This is a genomic window from Kribbella sp. ALI-6-A, assembly GCF_001984195.1.
Lineage (GTDB): Bacteria > Actinomycetota > Actinomycetes > Propionibacteriales > Kribbellaceae > Kribbella.
On record NZ_MTQN01000006.1, the window covers coordinates 1 to 16576 of the forward strand.

At 66.1% G+C, this 16576-nt stretch carries 15 protein-coding genes and 1 rRNA gene; 3 read left to right on the top strand and 13 right to left on the bottom strand.

Annotated elements, in window-relative coordinates:
• Positions 1-10: 10 nt before the first annotated feature.
• The 5 genes from BWI15_RS02515 to BWI15_RS02535 form a co-directional block, all read right to left on the bottom strand.
• Positions 11-1528 (bottom strand): 16S ribosomal RNA (locus BWI15_RS02515).
• A gap of 858 nt (positions 1529-2386) precedes the next feature.
• Positions 2387-3721: a serine hydrolase domain-containing protein gene (locus BWI15_RS02520; RefSeq protein WP_077012638.1), complete on the bottom strand. Its 1335-nt coding sequence runs from the start codon at positions 3719-3721 to the stop codon at positions 2387-2389.
• Between the two features lie 166 nt (positions 3722-3887).
• Positions 3888-4115 (bottom strand): hypothetical protein, encoded by a 228-nt coding sequence (locus BWI15_RS02525; protein ID WP_077012639.1) that lies wholly within the window; start codon positions 4113-4115, stop codon positions 3888-3890.
• A gap of 145 nt (positions 4116-4260) precedes the next feature.
• A complete protein-coding gene (locus BWI15_RS02530; protein ID WP_077012640.1) occupies positions 4261-4464 on the bottom strand; it encodes a KTSC domain-containing protein in 204 nt (67 codons plus the stop codon).
• Between the two features lie 36 nt (positions 4465-4500).
• Positions 4501-4854, bottom strand: coding sequence for a helix-turn-helix domain-containing protein (locus BWI15_RS02535; protein WP_077012641.1), 354 nt, complete (start codon positions 4852-4854; stop codon positions 4501-4503).
• Positions 4855-4991: 137 nt separating this feature from the next.
• On the opposite strand from BWI15_RS02535, the gene BWI15_RS02540 reads away from it, so the two are divergent.
• Positions 4992-5261, top strand: a complete 270-nt coding sequence (locus tag BWI15_RS02540) for a hypothetical protein (RefSeq protein ID WP_077012642.1) — start codon at positions 4992-4994, stop codon at positions 5259-5261.
• 64 nt (positions 5262-5325) lie between these two features.
• Here the strand turns inward: BWI15_RS02540 and BWI15_RS02545 are convergent, their stop codons facing one another.
• From BWI15_RS02545 to BWI15_RS02570, 6 genes are all read right to left on the bottom strand, one after another.
• A complete protein-coding gene (locus BWI15_RS02545) occupies positions 5326-6252 on the bottom strand; it encodes a hypothetical protein (protein ID WP_077012643.1) in 927 nt (308 codons plus the stop codon).
• Positions 6249-8336, bottom strand: a complete 2088-nt coding sequence (locus BWI15_RS02550) for a hypothetical protein (RefSeq protein WP_143465378.1) — start codon at positions 8334-8336, stop codon at positions 6249-6251. The genes BWI15_RS02545 and BWI15_RS02550 overlap by 4 nt, the downstream gene beginning before the upstream one ends.
• Entirely contained in the window at positions 8333-9202 is an 870-nt protein-coding gene (locus tag BWI15_RS02555; RefSeq protein ID WP_077012645.1) for a hypothetical protein, read from the bottom strand. The genes BWI15_RS02550 and BWI15_RS02555 overlap by 4 nt, the downstream gene beginning before the upstream one ends.
• A gap of 102 nt (positions 9203-9304) precedes the next feature.
• The gene (locus BWI15_RS02560; protein WP_077012646.1) at positions 9305-9961 is read right to left on the bottom strand and encodes a Crp/Fnr family transcriptional regulator; all 657 of its coding nucleotides are present in this window, start codon (positions 9959-9961) and stop codon (positions 9305-9307) included.
• Positions 9962-10048: 87 nt separating this feature from the next.
• Complete coding sequence (locus tag BWI15_RS02565; RefSeq protein ID WP_077012647.1) at positions 10049-10975, bottom strand: hypothetical protein; 927 nt, start codon at positions 10973-10975, stop codon at positions 10049-10051.
• A 159-nt stretch (positions 10976-11134) separates the two neighbouring features.
• The gene (locus BWI15_RS02570; protein ID WP_077012648.1) at positions 11135-11764 is read right to left on the bottom strand and encodes a hypothetical protein; all 630 of its coding nucleotides are present in this window, start codon (positions 11762-11764) and stop codon (positions 11135-11137) included.
• A 127-nt stretch (positions 11765-11891) separates the two neighbouring features.
• Between BWI15_RS02570 and BWI15_RS02575 the strand changes: the two genes are divergently transcribed.
• Positions 11892-12716: an aldo/keto reductase gene (locus BWI15_RS02575; protein ID WP_077012649.1), complete on the top strand. Its 825-nt coding sequence runs from the start codon at positions 11892-11894 to the stop codon at positions 12714-12716.
• A gap of 113 nt (positions 12717-12829) precedes the next feature.
• On the opposite strand, the gene BWI15_RS02580 is transcribed toward BWI15_RS02575, so the two are convergent.
• Entirely contained in the window at positions 12830-14872 is a 2043-nt protein-coding gene (locus BWI15_RS02580) for a glycoside hydrolase family 3 protein (RefSeq protein WP_077012650.1), read from the bottom strand.
• A gap of 289 nt (positions 14873-15161) precedes the next feature.
• Here BWI15_RS02580 and BWI15_RS38645 point away from each other — a divergent pair, with 289 nt between their 5' ends.
• The gene (locus BWI15_RS38645) at positions 15162-15581 is read left to right on the top strand and encodes a hypothetical protein (RefSeq protein ID WP_143465379.1); all 420 of its coding nucleotides are present in this window, start codon (positions 15162-15164) and stop codon (positions 15579-15581) included.
• A 517-nt stretch (positions 15582-16098) separates the two neighbouring features.
• Here the strand turns inward: BWI15_RS38645 and BWI15_RS38260 are convergent.
• The gene (locus tag BWI15_RS38260) at positions 16099-16338 is read right to left on the bottom strand and encodes a hypothetical protein (RefSeq protein ID WP_202817559.1); all 240 of its coding nucleotides are present in this window, start codon (positions 16336-16338) and stop codon (positions 16099-16101) included.
• Between the last annotated feature and the right edge of the window lie 238 nt (positions 16339-16576).

Sequence of the window (16576 nt, forward strand, 5' to 3'; positions counted from 1 at the left end):
TGCTCCTTAGAAAGGAGGTGATCCAGCCGCACCTTCCGGTACGGCTACCTTGTTACGACTTCGTCCTAATCGCCAGCCCCACCTTCGACGGCTCCCTCCACAAGGGTTAGGCCACCGGCTTCGGGTGTTGCCGACTTTCATGACGTGACGGGCGGTGTGTACAAGGCCCGGGAACGTATTCACCGCAGCGTTGCTGATCTGCGATTACTAGCGACTCCGACTTCATGGGGTCGAGTTGCAGACCCCAATCCGAACTGAGACCGGCTTTTTGGGATTCGCTCCACTTTGCAGTTTCGCAGCCCTTTGTACCGGCCATTGTAGCATGCGTGAAGCCCTGGACATAAGGGGCATGATGACTTGACGTCATCCCCACCTTCCTCCGAGTTGACCCCGGCAGTCTCCTATGAGTCCCCACCATAACGTGCTGGCAACATAGGACGAGGGTTGCGCTCGTTGCGGGACTTAACCCAACATCTCACGACACGAGCTGACGACAGCCATGCACCACCTGTATAGGACCCTTACGGACCCCCCATCTCTGGAGGATTTCCCTATATGTCAAACCCAGGTAAGGTTCTTCGCGTTGCATCGAATTAATCCGCATGCTCCGCCGCTTGTGCGGGCCCCCGTCAATTCCTTTGAGTTTTAGCCTTGCGGCCGTACTCCCCAGGCGGGGCGCTTAATGCGTTAGCTGCGGCACGGAGGACGTGGAATGTCCCCCACACCTAGCGCCCAACGTTTACGGCGTGGACTACCAGGGTATCTAATCCTGTTCGCTACCCACGCTTTCGCTCCTCAGCGTCAGGTAAGGCCCAGAGAGCCGCCTTCGCCACCGGTGTTCTTCCTGATATCTGCGCATTCCACCGCTACACCAGGAGTTCCGCTCTCCCCTGCCTACCTCTAGTCTGCCCGTATCGGAAGCAGGCTCGGAGTTAAGCTCCGAGTTTTCACTCCCGACGTGACGAACCGCCTACGAGCCCTTTACGCCCAATAATTCCGGACAACGCTCGGACCCTACGTATTACCGCGGCTGCTGGCACGTAGTTGGCCGGTCCTTCTTCTGCAGGTACCGTCACTCTCGCTTCGTCCCTGCTGAAAGAGGTTTACAACCCGAAGGCCGTCATCCCTCACGCGGCGTTGCTGCGTCAGGCTTTCGCCCATTGCGCAATATTCCCCACTGCTGCCTCCCGTAGGAGTCTGGGCCGTGTCTCAGTCCCAGTGTGGCCGGTCGCCCTCTCAGGCCGGCTACCCGTCGACGCCTTGGTAGGCCATTACCCCACCAACAAGCTGATAGGCCGCGAGCCCATCCCCAACCGCCAGAACTTTCAACCCCAAACCATGAAGTCCGAAGTGATATCCGGTATTAGACCCCGTTTCCGAGGCTTATCCCGAAGTTGAGGGTAGGTTGCTCACGTGTTACTCACCCGTTCGCCGCTCGTGTACCCCCGAAGGGGCCTTACCGCTCGACTTGCATGTGTTAAGCACGCCGCCAGCGTTCGTCCTGAGCCAGGATCAAACTCTCCGTTGAAATCTATATATCCACCACAACCCCAAAAGGCCATGGAGAACAGACTACTTTGAGTGATCCTTTGAATCAGAAACAAATCAAACTGACTTGAATCCAGAAATTACATTCAAAGGAATCCGCGACAGAACAACAGACGACCCACCACCCAAAATCTCGAAGAGACCAGGGTAGAAGACACATCCGAAGCCTGTGCACGGGGTTAATGCATATTTCGGCATTGACTTTCGGCACGCTGTTGAGTTCTCAAGAATCGGGCGCACACCGCGCTCCACACTTCCGCGTGAAGCTCCGGGGCAACTCGACCAACCTTACCGATTCGCTCAAGCCCGGTCAAATCCGGCCTTTCGAACCAGTCCCCCTGCGTGTCTCAGCGACCCAAACCCGCTTACGCGTGTTCCGGCTCTAAGGACCTTCAGGGAGTTTGCCGGAGCGACCGGCCGCTTCCGCGTCCCGCACTCGCTCCAACAAGAAGAACATTACTGACATTCACGGTGAAGATGCAAATCGAGCTCCGGCCCTTCGTCAGGACCTGTACTGCGCACTGCTCGACCGCATCGGCGCGATGCCTAACGTCCCTCTGGTCACATCTGTCACCCGCGTCTCCGCGGGGCCGGCCCTCACGTCTCCGCGAGGTCCACCATCCATAGTGCCGCACCCGTTCAAGTCCGGCTCTTCAGATGGTGACGGGTGGGCGACGATCGCTCGTCACCCACCCATCGAGTACCGCACCGCCCAGCAGACGCCTCTCGGCGAGTGGCCGCTCGTAGCGGCTGAGTGTGAGGCCCGGGGGTCATGTACCAGGTGGCATCAGGTGTAACCGGTCCCCCACTCGACCTATTCCCGGCACGGAGTGACCCCTCAGCCGATACGCGAGCAGAGGGTCTGCGTGCCGTTCTGCTCGAACGCCAGCCCGTCCTCGCGCAGCCGCAGCCGAGCACTCACCATCGAGCTGGCGAACACCGTGCCGTCGATCGGCATGAACGTCATCGGCGCCTGGTGATCGAAGGTCACCTCGATCCCGCCACCCAAGCGATCGACCGTGAAGCCGAACCCGTCGCGCAGCCGATAGCTCCCGACCAGCCCGTCAAGCGCGGCATCCGTCGGGAGGTCCCAGTCGTCCAGCGGCTCGTCGTACCCACTCCACCCGTACGCCGACGCCAGTGCGGCGAATGCTCGCTGCACCACCCACATGCCGTTGGCGCCGTTCGTCATCACCGCGGCACCATGTCCGGAGTCCCGATCAGCGAGTAGATGGCACTTGAACCCCTCGTTCCCACCGCTGTGCCCGAACCGCGTCGCCTCCGCTCCGAGGAACCAGCCGAGCCCGAGGTGGTCCAGTCCTCCCAGCCGATCACTAGAGCGAATCTGCGGCGTCAACATCTCTCGCGCGAGTTCAGGTGAGAGCAACGCGCCGTCAGCACCGCCGTACGCCGCCCGCACGGCCAGCGCGAACCTGCAGAGATCGCTCGGTGTCGTCCACAACCCCGCGGCCGCCAGCTCGGGATAGCTGTGCCAGCGTCCCGGGACTACCTGCCCCTGCTCGTCGTGAGCGCTCGCCGCGCGGCCATGGAGATCCTCGGGCAGCGGCTGCGCGTAGTCGCTGGCGGCCATCCCCAACGGCTCGAGCACGAGCTCACGCATCAACTCCCGGAACGGCGTACCGGTGACGTCTTCGAGCAGTTGCTGCATCACCAGGGTCCCGCCGCCGGAGTACCGGAACTGTGCTCCGGGCACCGTGTCGACGCGGACTCCGAAGGTGTTGGCCGGCTGCAAGCCGTCGAGGACCTGGATCGTAGTCGGCAGCGGCTCGCCGTACGGGTAACCGGGGAAGCCGTGCACTGTCAGGCCGGCGCTGTGGCTGGCCAGTTGGCGCAGCGTCACGACGGGTTGCCAGTTGCCCGTCGGTGGAACGCGCCACGACGTCAACCGGCGATTCACGTCCTCGTCGAGATCGAGCAGTCCGCGGTCCACGAGCCGGAGCATCGCGAAGACGGTGACCGGCTTGCTGATCGAACATGCTTGGAAGAGCGTTTCCGACGACACCGCGTCGACGGCCCCGGCATCCACGAGCCCCGCAGCTCCGGTCCCCACGATGCCGCCACTGCCGATCACCGCCCAACTGATCCCCGGGACCGGGAAGCGTTCCAGCTCCTTGGCGATCTGCTCACCCAGCACGTCGGTCTCTGTTTCCACCCCTGCTCCTCACGGTTGTCGCTTCGGAGCCTAGGCGCGCGCGGACCCGCGTGCCTCGACACGCGCTGCACTCCACACGGCAGCACCGAACCTAGCTGGGCAAGCTCCGGCCACGGATGCCGATGCATCCGTGGCCGGGACGTGCTGGCGGTGTCGCTGAACTCGTTTACTTGGAAGGCTGCGGGGCTTCGCAGTCCACCTTCGGGTTGGCGCCGATGTAGTTCAGCGGTCCGGCGACGATGGTGACCAAGGTCGTCCCCACCTTCGCGCAGGTGGCGTCGGAACCTCCGAAGTAGTTTCGCTGCGCGGCGGCCGCAAGGCCGATCAGCAGCCAAACCACGACAACGATCGTGATGACGCGAGAACCGGTCGTAGAGGCTCTACGAGTGCGCATGTCCACCTCCTGAATGAGCACCCCCGTGGATCCACCTTCTGGTGCCCTCCGGTGACATCGCGAAAACCCCAGCCTCGTTGCCGCACGCGCGGTCATCGTTCAGAGCTGCCGGACGTCCCGCCGTCGCACCTCCGGAAGCGCGGCGTCACACCTCCCGGAAGTCGTGGTGCGGCTTGATCCGGGTGTTGATGAATCTGCCGATGCTGTCGGCTCGCACCAATCCGGCGTACGTGAACTCGGAGACGCCGTAGTACTGGTAGACGTCGCCACCCACGAACTCCACCTCGAGCGTCCCGTCGTCCCACCCGATCGATCGCACACTCGACGAGTCCACCGGCCTTCGCCGCATTGTCAGCTCCTCACCTGTAGGCCGTCCGGATCGTAGTCAGTGTGCCGAAGGCTGTTGCAGCGCGCCCAACTCGATTCGGGCCAGCAGCCGGGCCAGGTCGGTGACCGCGGCGTTGAGCTGCCCGATCGACGTTTGATCCAAGGCGATCCGTTGGTCCGGCAGACCGAGATTGGCCGTGAATCGGGTGAGTACGTCGACCGGCGCCTGCGCCAGCTCGGTGTCGAGGGCGTCCTGCAGGTAGGGGCTCGGCACCATCTCCGGCCGCTCCTTCCACTTCGTGATCGTCCGCGGTGCGACCCCGAGGCGTCCGGCGAACGACTCGTTGGTCAACCGCAGCGCCTCTCTCAGGGCATGCGCGTGCCGGCCGGTCCACTTCTCGATGACTGCCATCGCCCACTCCTTCGCTGTGTCGGTCTGTCTGCCAAGGAATGTACGAGGATCGAGCGCTCTCGGAGTGCGCAAAAAGTGCCCTGTGGATACCGGTTCAGTTCATGGTCCGCCCGGTTCGCGAAGCGTTCACTTGATCCATGACCAGCTTCCCCACCACCCGCCGCCGGCAACTCAGCCGCGCCACCAGAAACCCACCGCGCCGCTTCCACCTCGTGCGCCACGTCGACATCTCCGGGGTCAGCGGCACCGGAATCGTCGCCGAGGGCGTCGAGTGGTCCGACAGCACCGTCACCCTCCGCTGGACCGGCGACTACCCCACTACCACCGTCTGGCAAGACGGCATCCCGGCCCTCCTCGCCGTCCACGGCCACCAAGGCGCCACCGCCATCCACTGGCTCGACCCCTGACGCCCCTGATCGCGGTGTGGCCGGCGAGTTCCCCTGCACGCTGCGCCGGCCACACCGCCCGTCATCACTCCAACGAGTCGGTAGTCACGGATGTCTGGCCGTTGTGGTGGACGTCGACAACCTCGCTCAGTCTCTCGACGTGAAACTTCCGACGGATCAGACCAGCGTCCTTCGCGCAGCCGATCTCCTCGAGGATGGAAGCCACCTGTTCAGCCTTGTGCCGTCGCCCCGGCGGATCGACCAGCTCCAGAGCCTCCACGAGCCCGGCGCCAACCTTCTCGTCGGACCCCGCAGTGGCACGGCCGGTCGCGAGATCGGACAGGCGAGTCAGGACGTCGGACAACTCGACCGCGTGCTGGACGCCACTCTCGTTCCGGGAGAGCCACCAGACGATCGCGGCTTCAGGAGTGCTCAGAGCATCGTTTCTCAGATAGGACCTCACCTTGCGTTCGCGCTCGATCGTCAGTTCCCAGAGCTCGATCTCTCTGATCGCGGCCTGCTTCAGTTCCAGGTGCTTCAGGTCGGTCTTGGACAGCTCCAACCGGACGTCGGTGACACAACCCGAACCGGATCGGTGCCCGTCCAGGCGGATACGTGACAGTTCGACCGCCAGATGATGCTGGGCAGTGCCTACCTGATCCGGGCGCCAGGAGACGCTGAGACCCGCCGCCCGCCGGAGTACCGCATCGCGTGCCGCGGCCGCGCTGATCTGCCGATCATGCCATCGAACCACCGCGCAGAACCTGAAGCTCGTTCCCGTTTCGGCTGAAGGAATCTCTACGTCCGTGATTTCCGCTACCACGCTTTCACCTCTGCCCAGCCAAGCCGGCGCTTCCTTCAGGGATCGGAAAGCAAGGACGCCGACGGCGATGGCAGCGGTCTCCAGCACCAGTCCGACCCATCCGAGTCCGGCGGCCAGCCAGACGACGACAACGATCACCGGCGGCCCGAACAGAGCGAAGTATGCTGCCTTGCTGGTCGACGATGTCATCGGGAAGCCTTTCGGGGCGAGGTATCTGTCGATCTGGCGATCTCACGGATGGTCTGCTCGACCAGGATCGCTGTCCGAAGTCTGCGTTGGAGCACCTCCGCGTCAGCGGCAGCGTCGATCCATTCGCGGTTCGTGGTGAAGAGCGTGTCCAACCGAGTCGAGGCTCCTCGGCAGACTGCCGCCAGACGCCGAAGAAGCCGCTCGGCGTCGTGGGCTCGGCCCTCGTCCAAGAGATCCGCATGACAGTCCAGCCAAGCCACCAGGAAACGACCGGCCGGCCCCGCGTCGGATGCGTCAAGGACTCGCTGCCACCCGCGAACGGCGGTCGACATGCTGCCATCGTCCGTCGTCGGCAGAGTGGTCGCCACGATCGGCGGGACGACCGATGCGAAGGTCTGAGCTCGGAACCGACTGCCCTCGAGCAGCAACTGCAGCACTTCGTCGCGACGATCTTCGCGTTCAGCAAGCTTTTTCAGGGCGTCGCGGGCCTGGTACCGCACCGAGCCGTTCTCGTGCTGGGCGAGCCAACTCAATCGCACCACCGCCTGATCGAGGTACATCTCGGCCAGCACTTCAACACAAGCCGCGATGACGATCGAGGAGAGCCGTGGTGACAGCTGCCGATCCCGTGACCACCAGTAGAGGTGGTGTCGGGTCGGGGCGGCGGTCCGTTCGTCCGACAGCAAGCGGCCGAGCAGCTGATACCCCGCCGATCTCACCTCCAAGGAGCTGTGGTCGGCCCACTCTCGGGCAAGCCGTACCGCCAGTTCGGATTGCCGATTCCGAATGCATTGGTCGGCCACGCGATCCGCGATCAGTGTCAGGTCGCTGGTCCGGAGTGAAACGTCCGCGACAACCGATGTCAGCCAGTCGGCGAGTGCATTCCTCAGCCAAGGCAGCTCGTCCCAGAAGTACTCCACGATCCTCGGCGCCAGCTCCTCGTCCTCGAAGTGGACGCGGCCCCTGGGGTCGACACCGACCGACAGGTCCAGATCGGTCAGTGCCGGCACGACTCCGTCGAGTTCTATCAACGTCCGGCGGGGTTCGGACTCGTAGTCGAGATTCTTCAGCAGAAGCTGCTGGGCTGAGAAGACAGCTTCCGCGGTACCGCCTTCCAGAGTGGCGGCGGCCAGAGCGAGCGCACGACTTGGCGCATCCACTCGCCCGGCCAGGAATCGTTCGATCTGCTCGCGTCGCTGCTCATCGGCACGAAAGCCGGTCACCAGCCACCGCTCGAACGATCCCCGCGGGTCCCGTGCCCGCGCGTCCATGATCCGTTCCGCCAGCCGCTCGACGGCCGCCATACTTGCCGAGCGCAACTTCTCCCGATGGGTGATCAGATGCTCCCGCTCGCCCCGCAGGCCCGCAGACTCCAGATGGCGGGCCAGAACGCTGATCGGATCAGGGCTCCCGATTCTGACGAGGTAAGGCCGGTAGTCGGGTCTCAAGGAATCCTCGTGCTCGGCCGCCAGTACGACGACGAGCTTCGCCCGCTGATCGGCGACCGCAGGCTGCAGAGACGGCAGGAAGTCCTGCAACTCCCTGAATGCCTCGGTCCCGACCTCGGACAGGTCGAGAAGGAGCCGCTCTCCGGGCTGTACGTCGTCGCCGTTGTAGGCCCTTCGATCCGCCTCGACCGCCTGCGCCTCGAGTTCGGCAGGGAGCAGCCGGACCACGTTGCCGGCTCCGGGCTCAGGACAAAGCAACATGTGCGCCGCCGTACGCCTGCCGATGCCGGACGAACCGACCAGAAGGACCACTCCCGTCGGTTGTGCCAGCTGGTCGGCGGCTGCCAAGAAGTTGGCCGGCGCGACAAAGCGATCCCGAAGCCATTCGACTCGGAACGAGGTCACCCGTTGATCGCGGAACCGGCGTTGGCGGCCGGGCATCTCGAAGTACAGCTTGTAGTCGTTGTCCTGGCCGCCCATCGCGAACTGCGACCCGGTGCCGGTGTTCATCGGGCCACCGGCACCGATGGCGACCGTGCCGACACCCCCGTGATTCACATCCATGTGGGCCGGCGTAGCGGCAGCCACGATGTCGTCTACTGCTGCGGTCGGCTCCGTCACCGCTTCGGTGGTCATCGCCACCGTCCGTCGGTCGGCGGTCCGACGTACTGGTTGCCGCTGCCCGTGTTCAGCGGTCCATTGGAGCCATTGACCACGGTACCGACGCCACCCGTGATGCTGCTGATCCCGCCGGCGCCCGGGTCGCGCCCCTCCGCGCCCGGTCCGGCTGTTCGGCGTTCGCCGGACGCATTCTTCGGCCGGACAGCCGGCTCTTCGGGAACGAATCCCCGGATCAGGAGGTCACCCGAGGGTTTCGGAACGCGCAAGTAGGCATTGCCCTCGAAGCTCTTCACCTTGATCGGCACAGGCACGTACAGGCTGGTGGCCTCCTCCGCGTACTTCGACAGCACCGCGTCCTCGTAGGCCCGTGGTGAGACGATCCCTGCGACGTGGGTCACCTCGCTGTCCGAGCCGGCCAGCAGCTGGCGAACCGGCTGGCTGTCGAGCAGCCGGTGCAGCTCCACTCGCGCCGCGCCACTGCCGTCGCCGCTGCTGTTCGTTCCGGAGTCGTGCACCGGCCCGACGTGGATGCTGACGCGAAATCGGATCGACTGGTGACCATGACGCCGGACGCGGTTGCGGTCCTCGAGCTCGGCCTGCAGCAGTCCAAGGTACGGGTTGAGCAGCAGTGGCAGGATCTCGGCCGGCAGACCGACTGCGTATCCGTCACCCGTCGTGTTGTGGAACGTCTTCTGGGACCAGACCGATGCCAGCCCGGCTCGTTTGAAGGTCGCCTTCAGGATCTTGGGGATCTGCTGGGTCAGCTCGGTCTGGTACCGGCCGGGACTACCGCTGTAGTCCTTCATGTCGACGACCAGGAGCGATCGGTACGGCGGAAGTGCGGACACTCCGGCGAAGCCGGGATCTTGAGGGGTGGTCATGGCGTCTCCTTCTGGTGGCTGGGTGGTGCAACCAGGGTTTCGGGAGCGGGACCGAGCCGCTGTCCGGAATCGGACAAGACGGGCCGTGAAGTGGGCCACCTCTCAGGAATCGGCCCATTCGGTGAGTCGGCTCAGGTCACTGACGACCAACTGAGGGCCTGGAGCCAAGGCACCGGACCGTCGAAGCGTGGTGAGTTGGTCCGTCACTGTGCTGCGAGCCATACCCAACGCAGTGGCCAACTCTTCCTGAGTGAAGGGAATGTGCCGCGGATCCGGCAGGCCGTCAGGGGCGAACCTGACCAGATCGAGAAACAACCGCGCGATGCGCCGCACGGCCCGGCGGTGGGCCAGGTCGACCTGCCGGCCGACGGCCTGCTGAAACTTTCCGGCGATGTAGCGGTGGAACGCGCCGTGCAGGTCGTGACGGCCGAGGAACCGGTCGAATTCATACTGGGGAAGGAATCGCGCGGTGCACCGGTCGATGGTAACGACGTCCGCCGTGCGGGCGCCGTCGCTGTCGCCGGCGAGCTCGCCGAGGAGGTGGCCTCCGCCGCGGATGGTGAGGACCAGTTGAGCACCGTCCTCGGCGCTCGCGAGGAGTTTGACTCGGCCTGACTCGAGGACGAAGAGGAAGCCGCCGGGGTCACCTTGTCTGAGGATCGTTCGGCCCGGCGGAAAGCTACGGAGAGTGCCAGCGGCCAGCAACAGCCGCCAGGTCTCGGACCCGATCAACGCCTCGAAAGTCCCGTCAGTCGCCATCGATCATCTCCGCGCCTCACGTCCGCCAGAGCCACCGAAAGCTTCACACGATTCACAGAACGTAGCGGGCGGGCGCGTGTCGTCGGATCAGGGCTGATCGGGGTGATGCGGCTTTTCGGCGAAGAACTGTTCTCGGTAGTTGGTGGGGCGGGGGTCTTCGGAGTGATTCAGGGCGGTGGCGAGTTCGGCGATGGATTGGTCGGCGGCGGTGAGAGAGGGGTTGGGATGGCGGGACGGGAGTTCGTCGGTGTTGGCGACCGCGGAGAGTTGGGCGAGGGTTTCGAGGATGTCGACGGCTTGCTCGACCTTGCCCGGGTTGTTGACCAGCCACCAGACGGCGGCCGACCCCGGGGTGGCGAGGACCTCGTCGCGGAGGTAGGCGCGTTCGTCGCGTTCCATGCGGCGTTCGAGCAGGGTGGTTTGTTCGCGGCGATGGAGGGCGGCGAGGACCTGGAGGTGTTTGCTGTCGGCGTCGGGAAGGCGGAGCCGGACCTCGGTGGCCCAGGTGCGGACCTGGCCGCGGTCGTCCAGGTCCGGCTCGCCGAGCAGGGCGGCGAGGCGGTGCTGGTTGAGGGCTTCCTCGGTGGGTTGCTGGCCGGCGGTGAGGGCCTTCGCGCGGTTCAGCAAGGCGTCGACGGCCACGCTGCCGAGGTCGGCGTGGCGGGAGCCGGACAGCACCGTCGACCAGTGGACGACGGCGGAGAAGCTGAACTGGAAGTCGGGCGACGCGGACGGGAGCCGTACGTCGGCGATCGTGCGCGTCGGGGGGAGGGAGAAGACCGGGTCGAGGTCGTGGCTCGCGTGCGGGCTCGGGGCCGGCGGCGCGACCGGGGTCTGCACGGTGATCGGGGCCGGCTTGGCGACGGGCTCCTTGGAGAGCACGGCGACAGCGAGCAGCAGGACCACGGCGAGCATCACGGCGACCCAGCCGGGCAGCCCTACGACCAGAGCAAGGAGGTACAGGAAAACGACCACCGCGGCGGACAGCAGGAGGGTGTTCTTGTCGAGCTTCATCAGGGATTCCTTCAACGCAAGTACCGGCCGGCGTGCCCGGCTGGAGGAGTCCCCGCTGTTGGTCCTGGGCAGTCGGTCAGAGGCACAGAAAGTCTCACATGGTCGACGCACGGTAGCGACCGGTCTGCGTGTCGCTTCCGCTCCGTGAGAAACGAGGCGTCAACCGGTGAGGGAGCGCAGTGCGCGACGCGACGGAGTGAGCAGCACCGGCTTGTACGGGCAGCGGGCGTCGGTCAGGGTCTCGTAGGCGCTGATCGCGCGGTTGGCGGCGTCCCAGCCCTGCTCGGCGGGGCTCTTGCCGAGGCCGCGGTTGCGGATCAGGGCACCGTAGAAGGCCGAGCAGAACACCGTCGCCTCGTACCAGCCGACGACCGTGCTGGTGCCGATGTAGGTGATGTCGTCCTGCAAGCAGTCGCGGATCGCGCGCTGCCACTTGCCGATGCCGGTCTTGCAGCCGTCGGCGATCACCACGCCGCTGGAAATGCCCCACTGCCGATCCAGGAACCAGTCGGCCAGCGCGCTCAGCGAGACCTGGGTCTGCCCGTCGGTGGACAGGAACGACGGCTCCTCGCTGTGGTCCCCGTGCGCCATCACGTGCAGCACGGTCGAGGGGGTGGTCAACGCGGAGAACGCTGTCTCGTGGTCGCGGGTGCGGACGAAGTTCACGTCGATCACGGGCGCGTTCCAGCCGGCATTGACGTTGCCGACCACGCCCTGGACGAATGTCATCGACGCGTCGAAGGAGCTGTCCAGACCAAGATCCACCAGCGTGATCAGCCGGTTCCTCATCCCCAACCCCCTCGCTCCCAGGGCCTGCCTCGGTGGCCCGGAATCATCATGACCCAGGATCCCGACAGTTTGGCCGTGGGGTCCGCGGATACCGTGAGCCGAGACCGGCCAGCCGAGGAGAAGCCCGATGAGTGCTGCCCCGACCGTCACGTTGCGTCACGGCACCGCGCTGCCGCGGCTCGGCCTTGGGACGTCGCCGATGAACGACGACGAGGCCGAGCGCGCGGTCGCCACGGCGCTCGAGCTCGGGTACCGGCTGATCGACACCGCGGAGAACTACCGCAACGAGGTGGGCGTCGGCCGTGCGCTGAAGGGTGCTCCGCGCGACGAGCTGTTCGTGACCTCGAAGTTCAACAAGCGCTGGCACAGCGTCGAGGGCGCGCGGACGGCGTTCGAGGCGAGCGCGGACAAGCTCGGGCTGGACTACCTCGACCTCTTGCTCATCCATTGGCCCAATCCGGACCAGGACCAGTACGTCGACGCCTGGCGCGGGCTGATCGAGCTGCGCGAGGCCGGCCTGGTCCGCGCGATCGGTACGTCGAACTTCAAGCCGTCGCACCTGCAGCGGCTGATCGACGAGACCGGCGAGGCCCCCGAAGTGAACCAGATCCAGCTGAGCCCGATCTGGGCCAAGCAGGACAGCCGGGACTTCCATGCCGCGCATGGGATCGTCACCGAAGCGTGGAGCCCGCTGGGCAAGGGCAGCGATCTGCTGGAGCGGCCGGACGTCGTACAGCTCGCCGAGAAGCACGGGAAGACGCCAGGGCAGGTCGTGCTGCGGTGGGAGGTGCAGCTGGACGTCGTACCGATTCCCAAGTCGGCGAACCGGGAGCGGCTCGCGCAGAACCTCGACGTGTTCGACTTCGAGCTGACCGACGAGGAGATGGCCAAGCTGTCCGCGCTGGACGGGTCCGGGTCAACACCGGCCGACTCGGATCGCACAGGACACTGACCGAACGGCCGGCCCGCCCTGGAAGGGGCGGACCGGCGGTCAGTCAAAGCCCGGCAGCGTCGGACAGCCGCGATGCCGGCCGGTCGGCGCTGTGGTCAGGCGAAGCCGCCCGGTCAGCGGTGGGTGGTTGTGTGCAAGCCCCAGCCGAAGGGGTAGAGCGGGTTGTAGTTGCGGTCGCCGATGTTGATGGGTTCCTGGTCGGCGCTGCGCGGCCAGGTGTGCGACAGCTTGCCGGTGAACGGGCGCTTGCCGAACAGCACGTCCGCGACTCCCTCACCCTGCGAACCGGGCAGCCACGACGCCACCAGCGCGTCGATCGTGCCGAGCTGGGCCGGCGGGATCACCTGCGGCCGCCCGGACACCACGAGCACGACGCACTTGGCGACGGCGCCGCACACCTTGTCCACCACGGCCCTGTCCCCCGGCTGCAGGTCGAGGCTCTTCGGCTCGCGCGGTACGCCGGCGTCCTCGGGGTCCCAGGCCCACGACGGACCGCCGACATCACCGAAGCCTTCGGCGTACGGGGTCTCGCCGATTGCGACGACGGCGACGTCGCTGCCGGCCGTCGGGGCGGAACCGTCCCTGCTGTAGGTGATTTGGGCCTCCGGGGCGACCTGCCGGATGCCTTCCAGGATGGTGTTGCCGGGCAACCGGTCGCGGCCCGAAGCGCCCTGCCAGCTGAGGGTCCAGCCGCCGGCCTGGTTGCCGATGTCGTCGGCGTTGCGGCCCGCGACGTACACCTTGGCGTTCTTCTTCAGCGGCAGCAGACCGCCCGAGTTCTTCAGCAACACCTGCGACTTGGCGACCGCCTCCCGCGCCAGCGCGCGGTGCTCGGCCGATCCCACTTCGGCCAGGTGCGTCCGGTCGGTGTAGGGCCGCTCGAACAAGCCGAGCTGGAATTTCTTGGTCAGGATCCGCCGGACCGCGTCGTCGATGCGCGCCTGCGAGACCCGGCCGGCCCGGACCTCCTCGAGCAAGGTCGTGACGAAGGCGGGCGACGAGTTCGGCTCCATGAACATGTCGATCCCGGCGTTCACCCCGGTCCGCACCTGCGTCGGCCAGTCCCCCGGCAACTGGTGGATTCCTTCCCAGTCGGAGATCACGAAGCCGTCGAAACCGAGCTTGCCCTTGAGCACGCCGGTGATCAGTTCCCGATTCGCATGCATCTTGATCGGGTTGCCGATCCCGTCCTCGGTCCAGTCGACGCTGGAGAACGACGGCATCACGGTGCCGGTGTCGTACCGGCGTACGGAGGGCACGTACGGCGCCAGGTTGATCCGGGCGAAGTCGCGCCGGTTCGTCACGGTCACGCCCTGGTCGATCGTGTAGTCGCCGGCAGCCGAGCCGAACTCGGTGTCCCCGTCGCCCGCGTAGTGCTTCGCGCTCGCCAGCACACGGTCGCGGTTGTCCAGATCGCTGGTGCGCTTGCCCTGGAAGCCCTCGATGCTGGAGGCGTACCGCGTCACCAGGCCGGGGTGTTCGGAGAAGCTCTCGTACGTGCGGCCCCAACGGGTGTCGCGGGCCACGCAGACGCAGGGCGCGAAGTTCCACTGCGGACCGGTGGCGCGTGTCTCCTCGGCAACGACGTGCGCGATCCGCTCGACCAGCCGGGGATCCCAGGTCGAGCCGAGGCCGATGTTGTGCGGGAAAACTGTTGCCCCGAGCAAGTTCGCGTGGCCGTGCACCGCGTCGACGCCGTACAGGATCGGGATCTGCAGGCGAGTCTGAAGGGCGTACGACTGGAAGCGGTCGACCATGTCGGCCCACGCCTGCGGGGTGTTGGGGGTCGGGACCGAGCCGCCGCCCGACAGCAGCGACCCGAGCCGCAAACTGGTGATCAGCGAGGGGTTGTCGGTGACGGCGGCGCGCTCGGCCTGCGTCATCTGGCCGACCTTCTCCTCCAGCGTCATCCGGCGCAGCAGGTCCTCGACGCGGTGCCTCACGGGCAGTCGGTGGTTCAGGTAGGCCTGGCCGGTGTTGCGGAACAGAGTCCGGCCCGCGTGGTCAGTTGGGTACGACGCAGTCGCGGCGCTGTCGGCCGCGGTCGGAACTCCGCTGGAGTTGGTCGGCGCGACGGTCAGCACCAGGGTGACCGGAACGGCGGCGAGCAACGCGCGGCGGGCCCAACTGCGACGAGGGGATTCACTCCAACGCATGGTGTGCTCCTCGGGCGATTAGGAGATGGAGCGGTCTCCGTCACCCTCCGGCGATCCCTACCAGAGGTCAAGATTTCGTCCGGTCTGCTGCGCCCAACGGCAGAGCCACTTGCGGACAGACAGAAACTGCGGTGTGGGCGGCAGCAGCACGACAGTGCCTGTTGCCGGCCTGGCGACGCGGGCGAACGTCAGCCCATGAGGGCATTGCCACAAGGTGCAAAAAGCTTCCGCTGCCGTGGACGACGGCCGCAGACTCCTTGCGACCCACCAACAACTCCAAGGAGTACACGTGCGACGACTTGCTGCGACTGGTGTTGGCCTGGTAGCCGCTCTGGGGACGATCGGAGTTGCCGCGCCCGCCCAGGCGGCCGAAACGGCCGCGAAACCCTTCAACCTGACCTATGGTGCCAGCTACTACTCGGGCAGCGTCACCTTCTCCAGCCGTTCGGTCACGGCCACGGGCGTGCTGCACTCGGTCGCCGGAAGCGGTTGCCGATGGGTCTCAGTGGTTCCCTACGCGGGGACCACGGCGTACCCAGGCACATTGCACAACGTAGGCCAGTGCAACGGCGCGACCGGCACGGCGACCGTCGGTGCCACGATAGACCTGCCCGGTGGTCCTTCCAGTGTCGTGGTCGGCCTCTGGACCTCCAACAGCGATGGTTCGAACCTCACGCTCGTCAGGACGACGAGCCACATCGCCCGCTGAGACGCCCGCAAGAGGTCCTCTCCCGTGTCGGAGTGGACCTCTTGCGACTCATCCACCGACCACTCGTTTGCGGCCGGCGACCGCGTTCTGACAGACATCCTGATCCCCTGTGCACACAGGGGATTTCTCGTGCCCAGGCTGGTGATCACCCGCTCAGCGGCTGAGCCCAAGCCCTGGTGTCGGCTCTCACGAACGGAGCCACAGAGCCGGGTCCGATCCAGTTCGTGGCCGCCGCGGGCCGCGCCCCCGGGCTTGTCACGGTGTGCCCGGTGGCGACCCAGGTCTGCCCCAGGTGTCGGTGACACAGCAGCCTCCTCCAGCCGCCGGCTCGTGGACCGCGCCTTTGCGCGCGTGGTCGATCGCGAGCGGATGGTCATCGAGCAGGTTCCAGCAGTGGCCGGGCTGGCCGCCATGATGCCGGACTGGGGCCGGTGTCAGTCGGTGGTGACCGTGGTGCCGCCCCACTCTTCAGGGGCGATGTCCCCGAGGGGCTGGGTGAACGTCCAGCGGTGACCCGTCAGGTCTTCGGCGTTGTACTGGCGTTCGCCGTACGGCAAGGCGGTCGGTTCGGTGGTGATGCGGCGCCGTGGCGGCGGGACTGTTCGCAGTGGGCGTGGGCATCGTCGACGCGGACCATGATCGAGTGCGACGTCTCGCCGGGGCGCGGCGAATGGTGGTTGTTGTGCTCCTCCGCGATGTCGGGATAGATCAGCACCGGTACGACGGTTGCGGCCGGAATGGAGGGGTTGGGCTGCATGGGGAGCCGCCGTCTTCGCGATGTTTTTGCCGCGACTGTACGGGAGGGCGGCGAGCAGTCAGCGTACGACGGTCGCCGGTTCAGGGGATGGTGAACAGCTGAACTCTGCAACGGCTCTGGACGCGCTGCGGCCCCCGGGGAAAGTGGGAAGTTCCCGGGGGCCGCGGCGCTTTCAACCAGGTCGGGCGGCGGCAGATCTGCCGTCACCTGAGGTGGGGTCGGCTGCGGCGGACAGTGC

Bases quoted from the DNA above. Each gene is read 5' to 3' on its own strand.
- BWI15_RS02525 (WP_077012639.1), bottom strand. From the start codon at position 4,115: ATGCGCACTCGTAGAGCCTCTACGACCGGTTCTCGCGTCATCACGATC.
- BWI15_RS02530 (WP_077012640.1), bottom strand. From the start codon at position 4,464: ATGCGGCGAAGGCCGGTGGACTCGTCGAGTGTGCGATCGATCGGGTGG.
- BWI15_RS02535 (WP_077012641.1), bottom strand. From the start codon at position 4,854: ATGGCAGTCATCGAGAAGTGGACCGGCCGGCACGCGCATGCCCTGAGA.
- BWI15_RS02540 (WP_077012642.1), top strand. From the start codon at position 4,992: ATGACCAGCTTCCCCACCACCCGCCGCCGGCAACTCAGCCGCGCCACC.
- BWI15_RS02545 (WP_077012643.1), bottom strand. From the start codon at position 6,252: ATGACATCGTCGACCAGCAAGGCAGCATACTTCGCTCTGTTCGGGCCG.
- BWI15_RS02550 (WP_143465378.1), bottom strand. From the start codon at position 8,336: ATGACCACCGAAGCGGTGACGGAGCCGACCGCAGCAGTAGACGACATC.
- BWI15_RS02555 (WP_077012645.1), bottom strand. From the start codon at position 9,202: ATGACCACCCCTCAAGATCCCGGCTTCGCCGGAGTGTCCGCACTTCCG.
- BWI15_RS02560 (WP_077012646.1), bottom strand. From the start codon at position 9,961: ATGGCGACTGACGGGACTTTCGAGGCGTTGATCGGGTCCGAGACCTGG.
- BWI15_RS02565 (WP_077012647.1), bottom strand. From the start codon at position 10,975: ATGAAGCTCGACAAGAACACCCTCCTGCTGTCCGCCGCGGTGGTCGTT.
- BWI15_RS02570 (WP_077012648.1), bottom strand. From the start codon at position 11,764: ATGAGGAACCGGCTGATCACGCTGGTGGATCTTGGTCTGGACAGCTCC.
- BWI15_RS02575 (WP_077012649.1), top strand. From the start codon at position 11,892: ATGAGTGCTGCCCCGACCGTCACGTTGCGTCACGGCACCGCGCTGCCG.
- BWI15_RS02580 (WP_077012650.1), bottom strand. From the start codon at position 14,872: ATGCGTTGGAGTGAATCCCCTCGTCGCAGTTGGGCCCGCCGCGCGTTG.
- BWI15_RS38260 (WP_202817559.1), bottom strand. From the start codon at position 16,338: ATGCAGCCCAACCCCTCCATTCCGGCCGCAACCGTCGTACCGGTGCTG.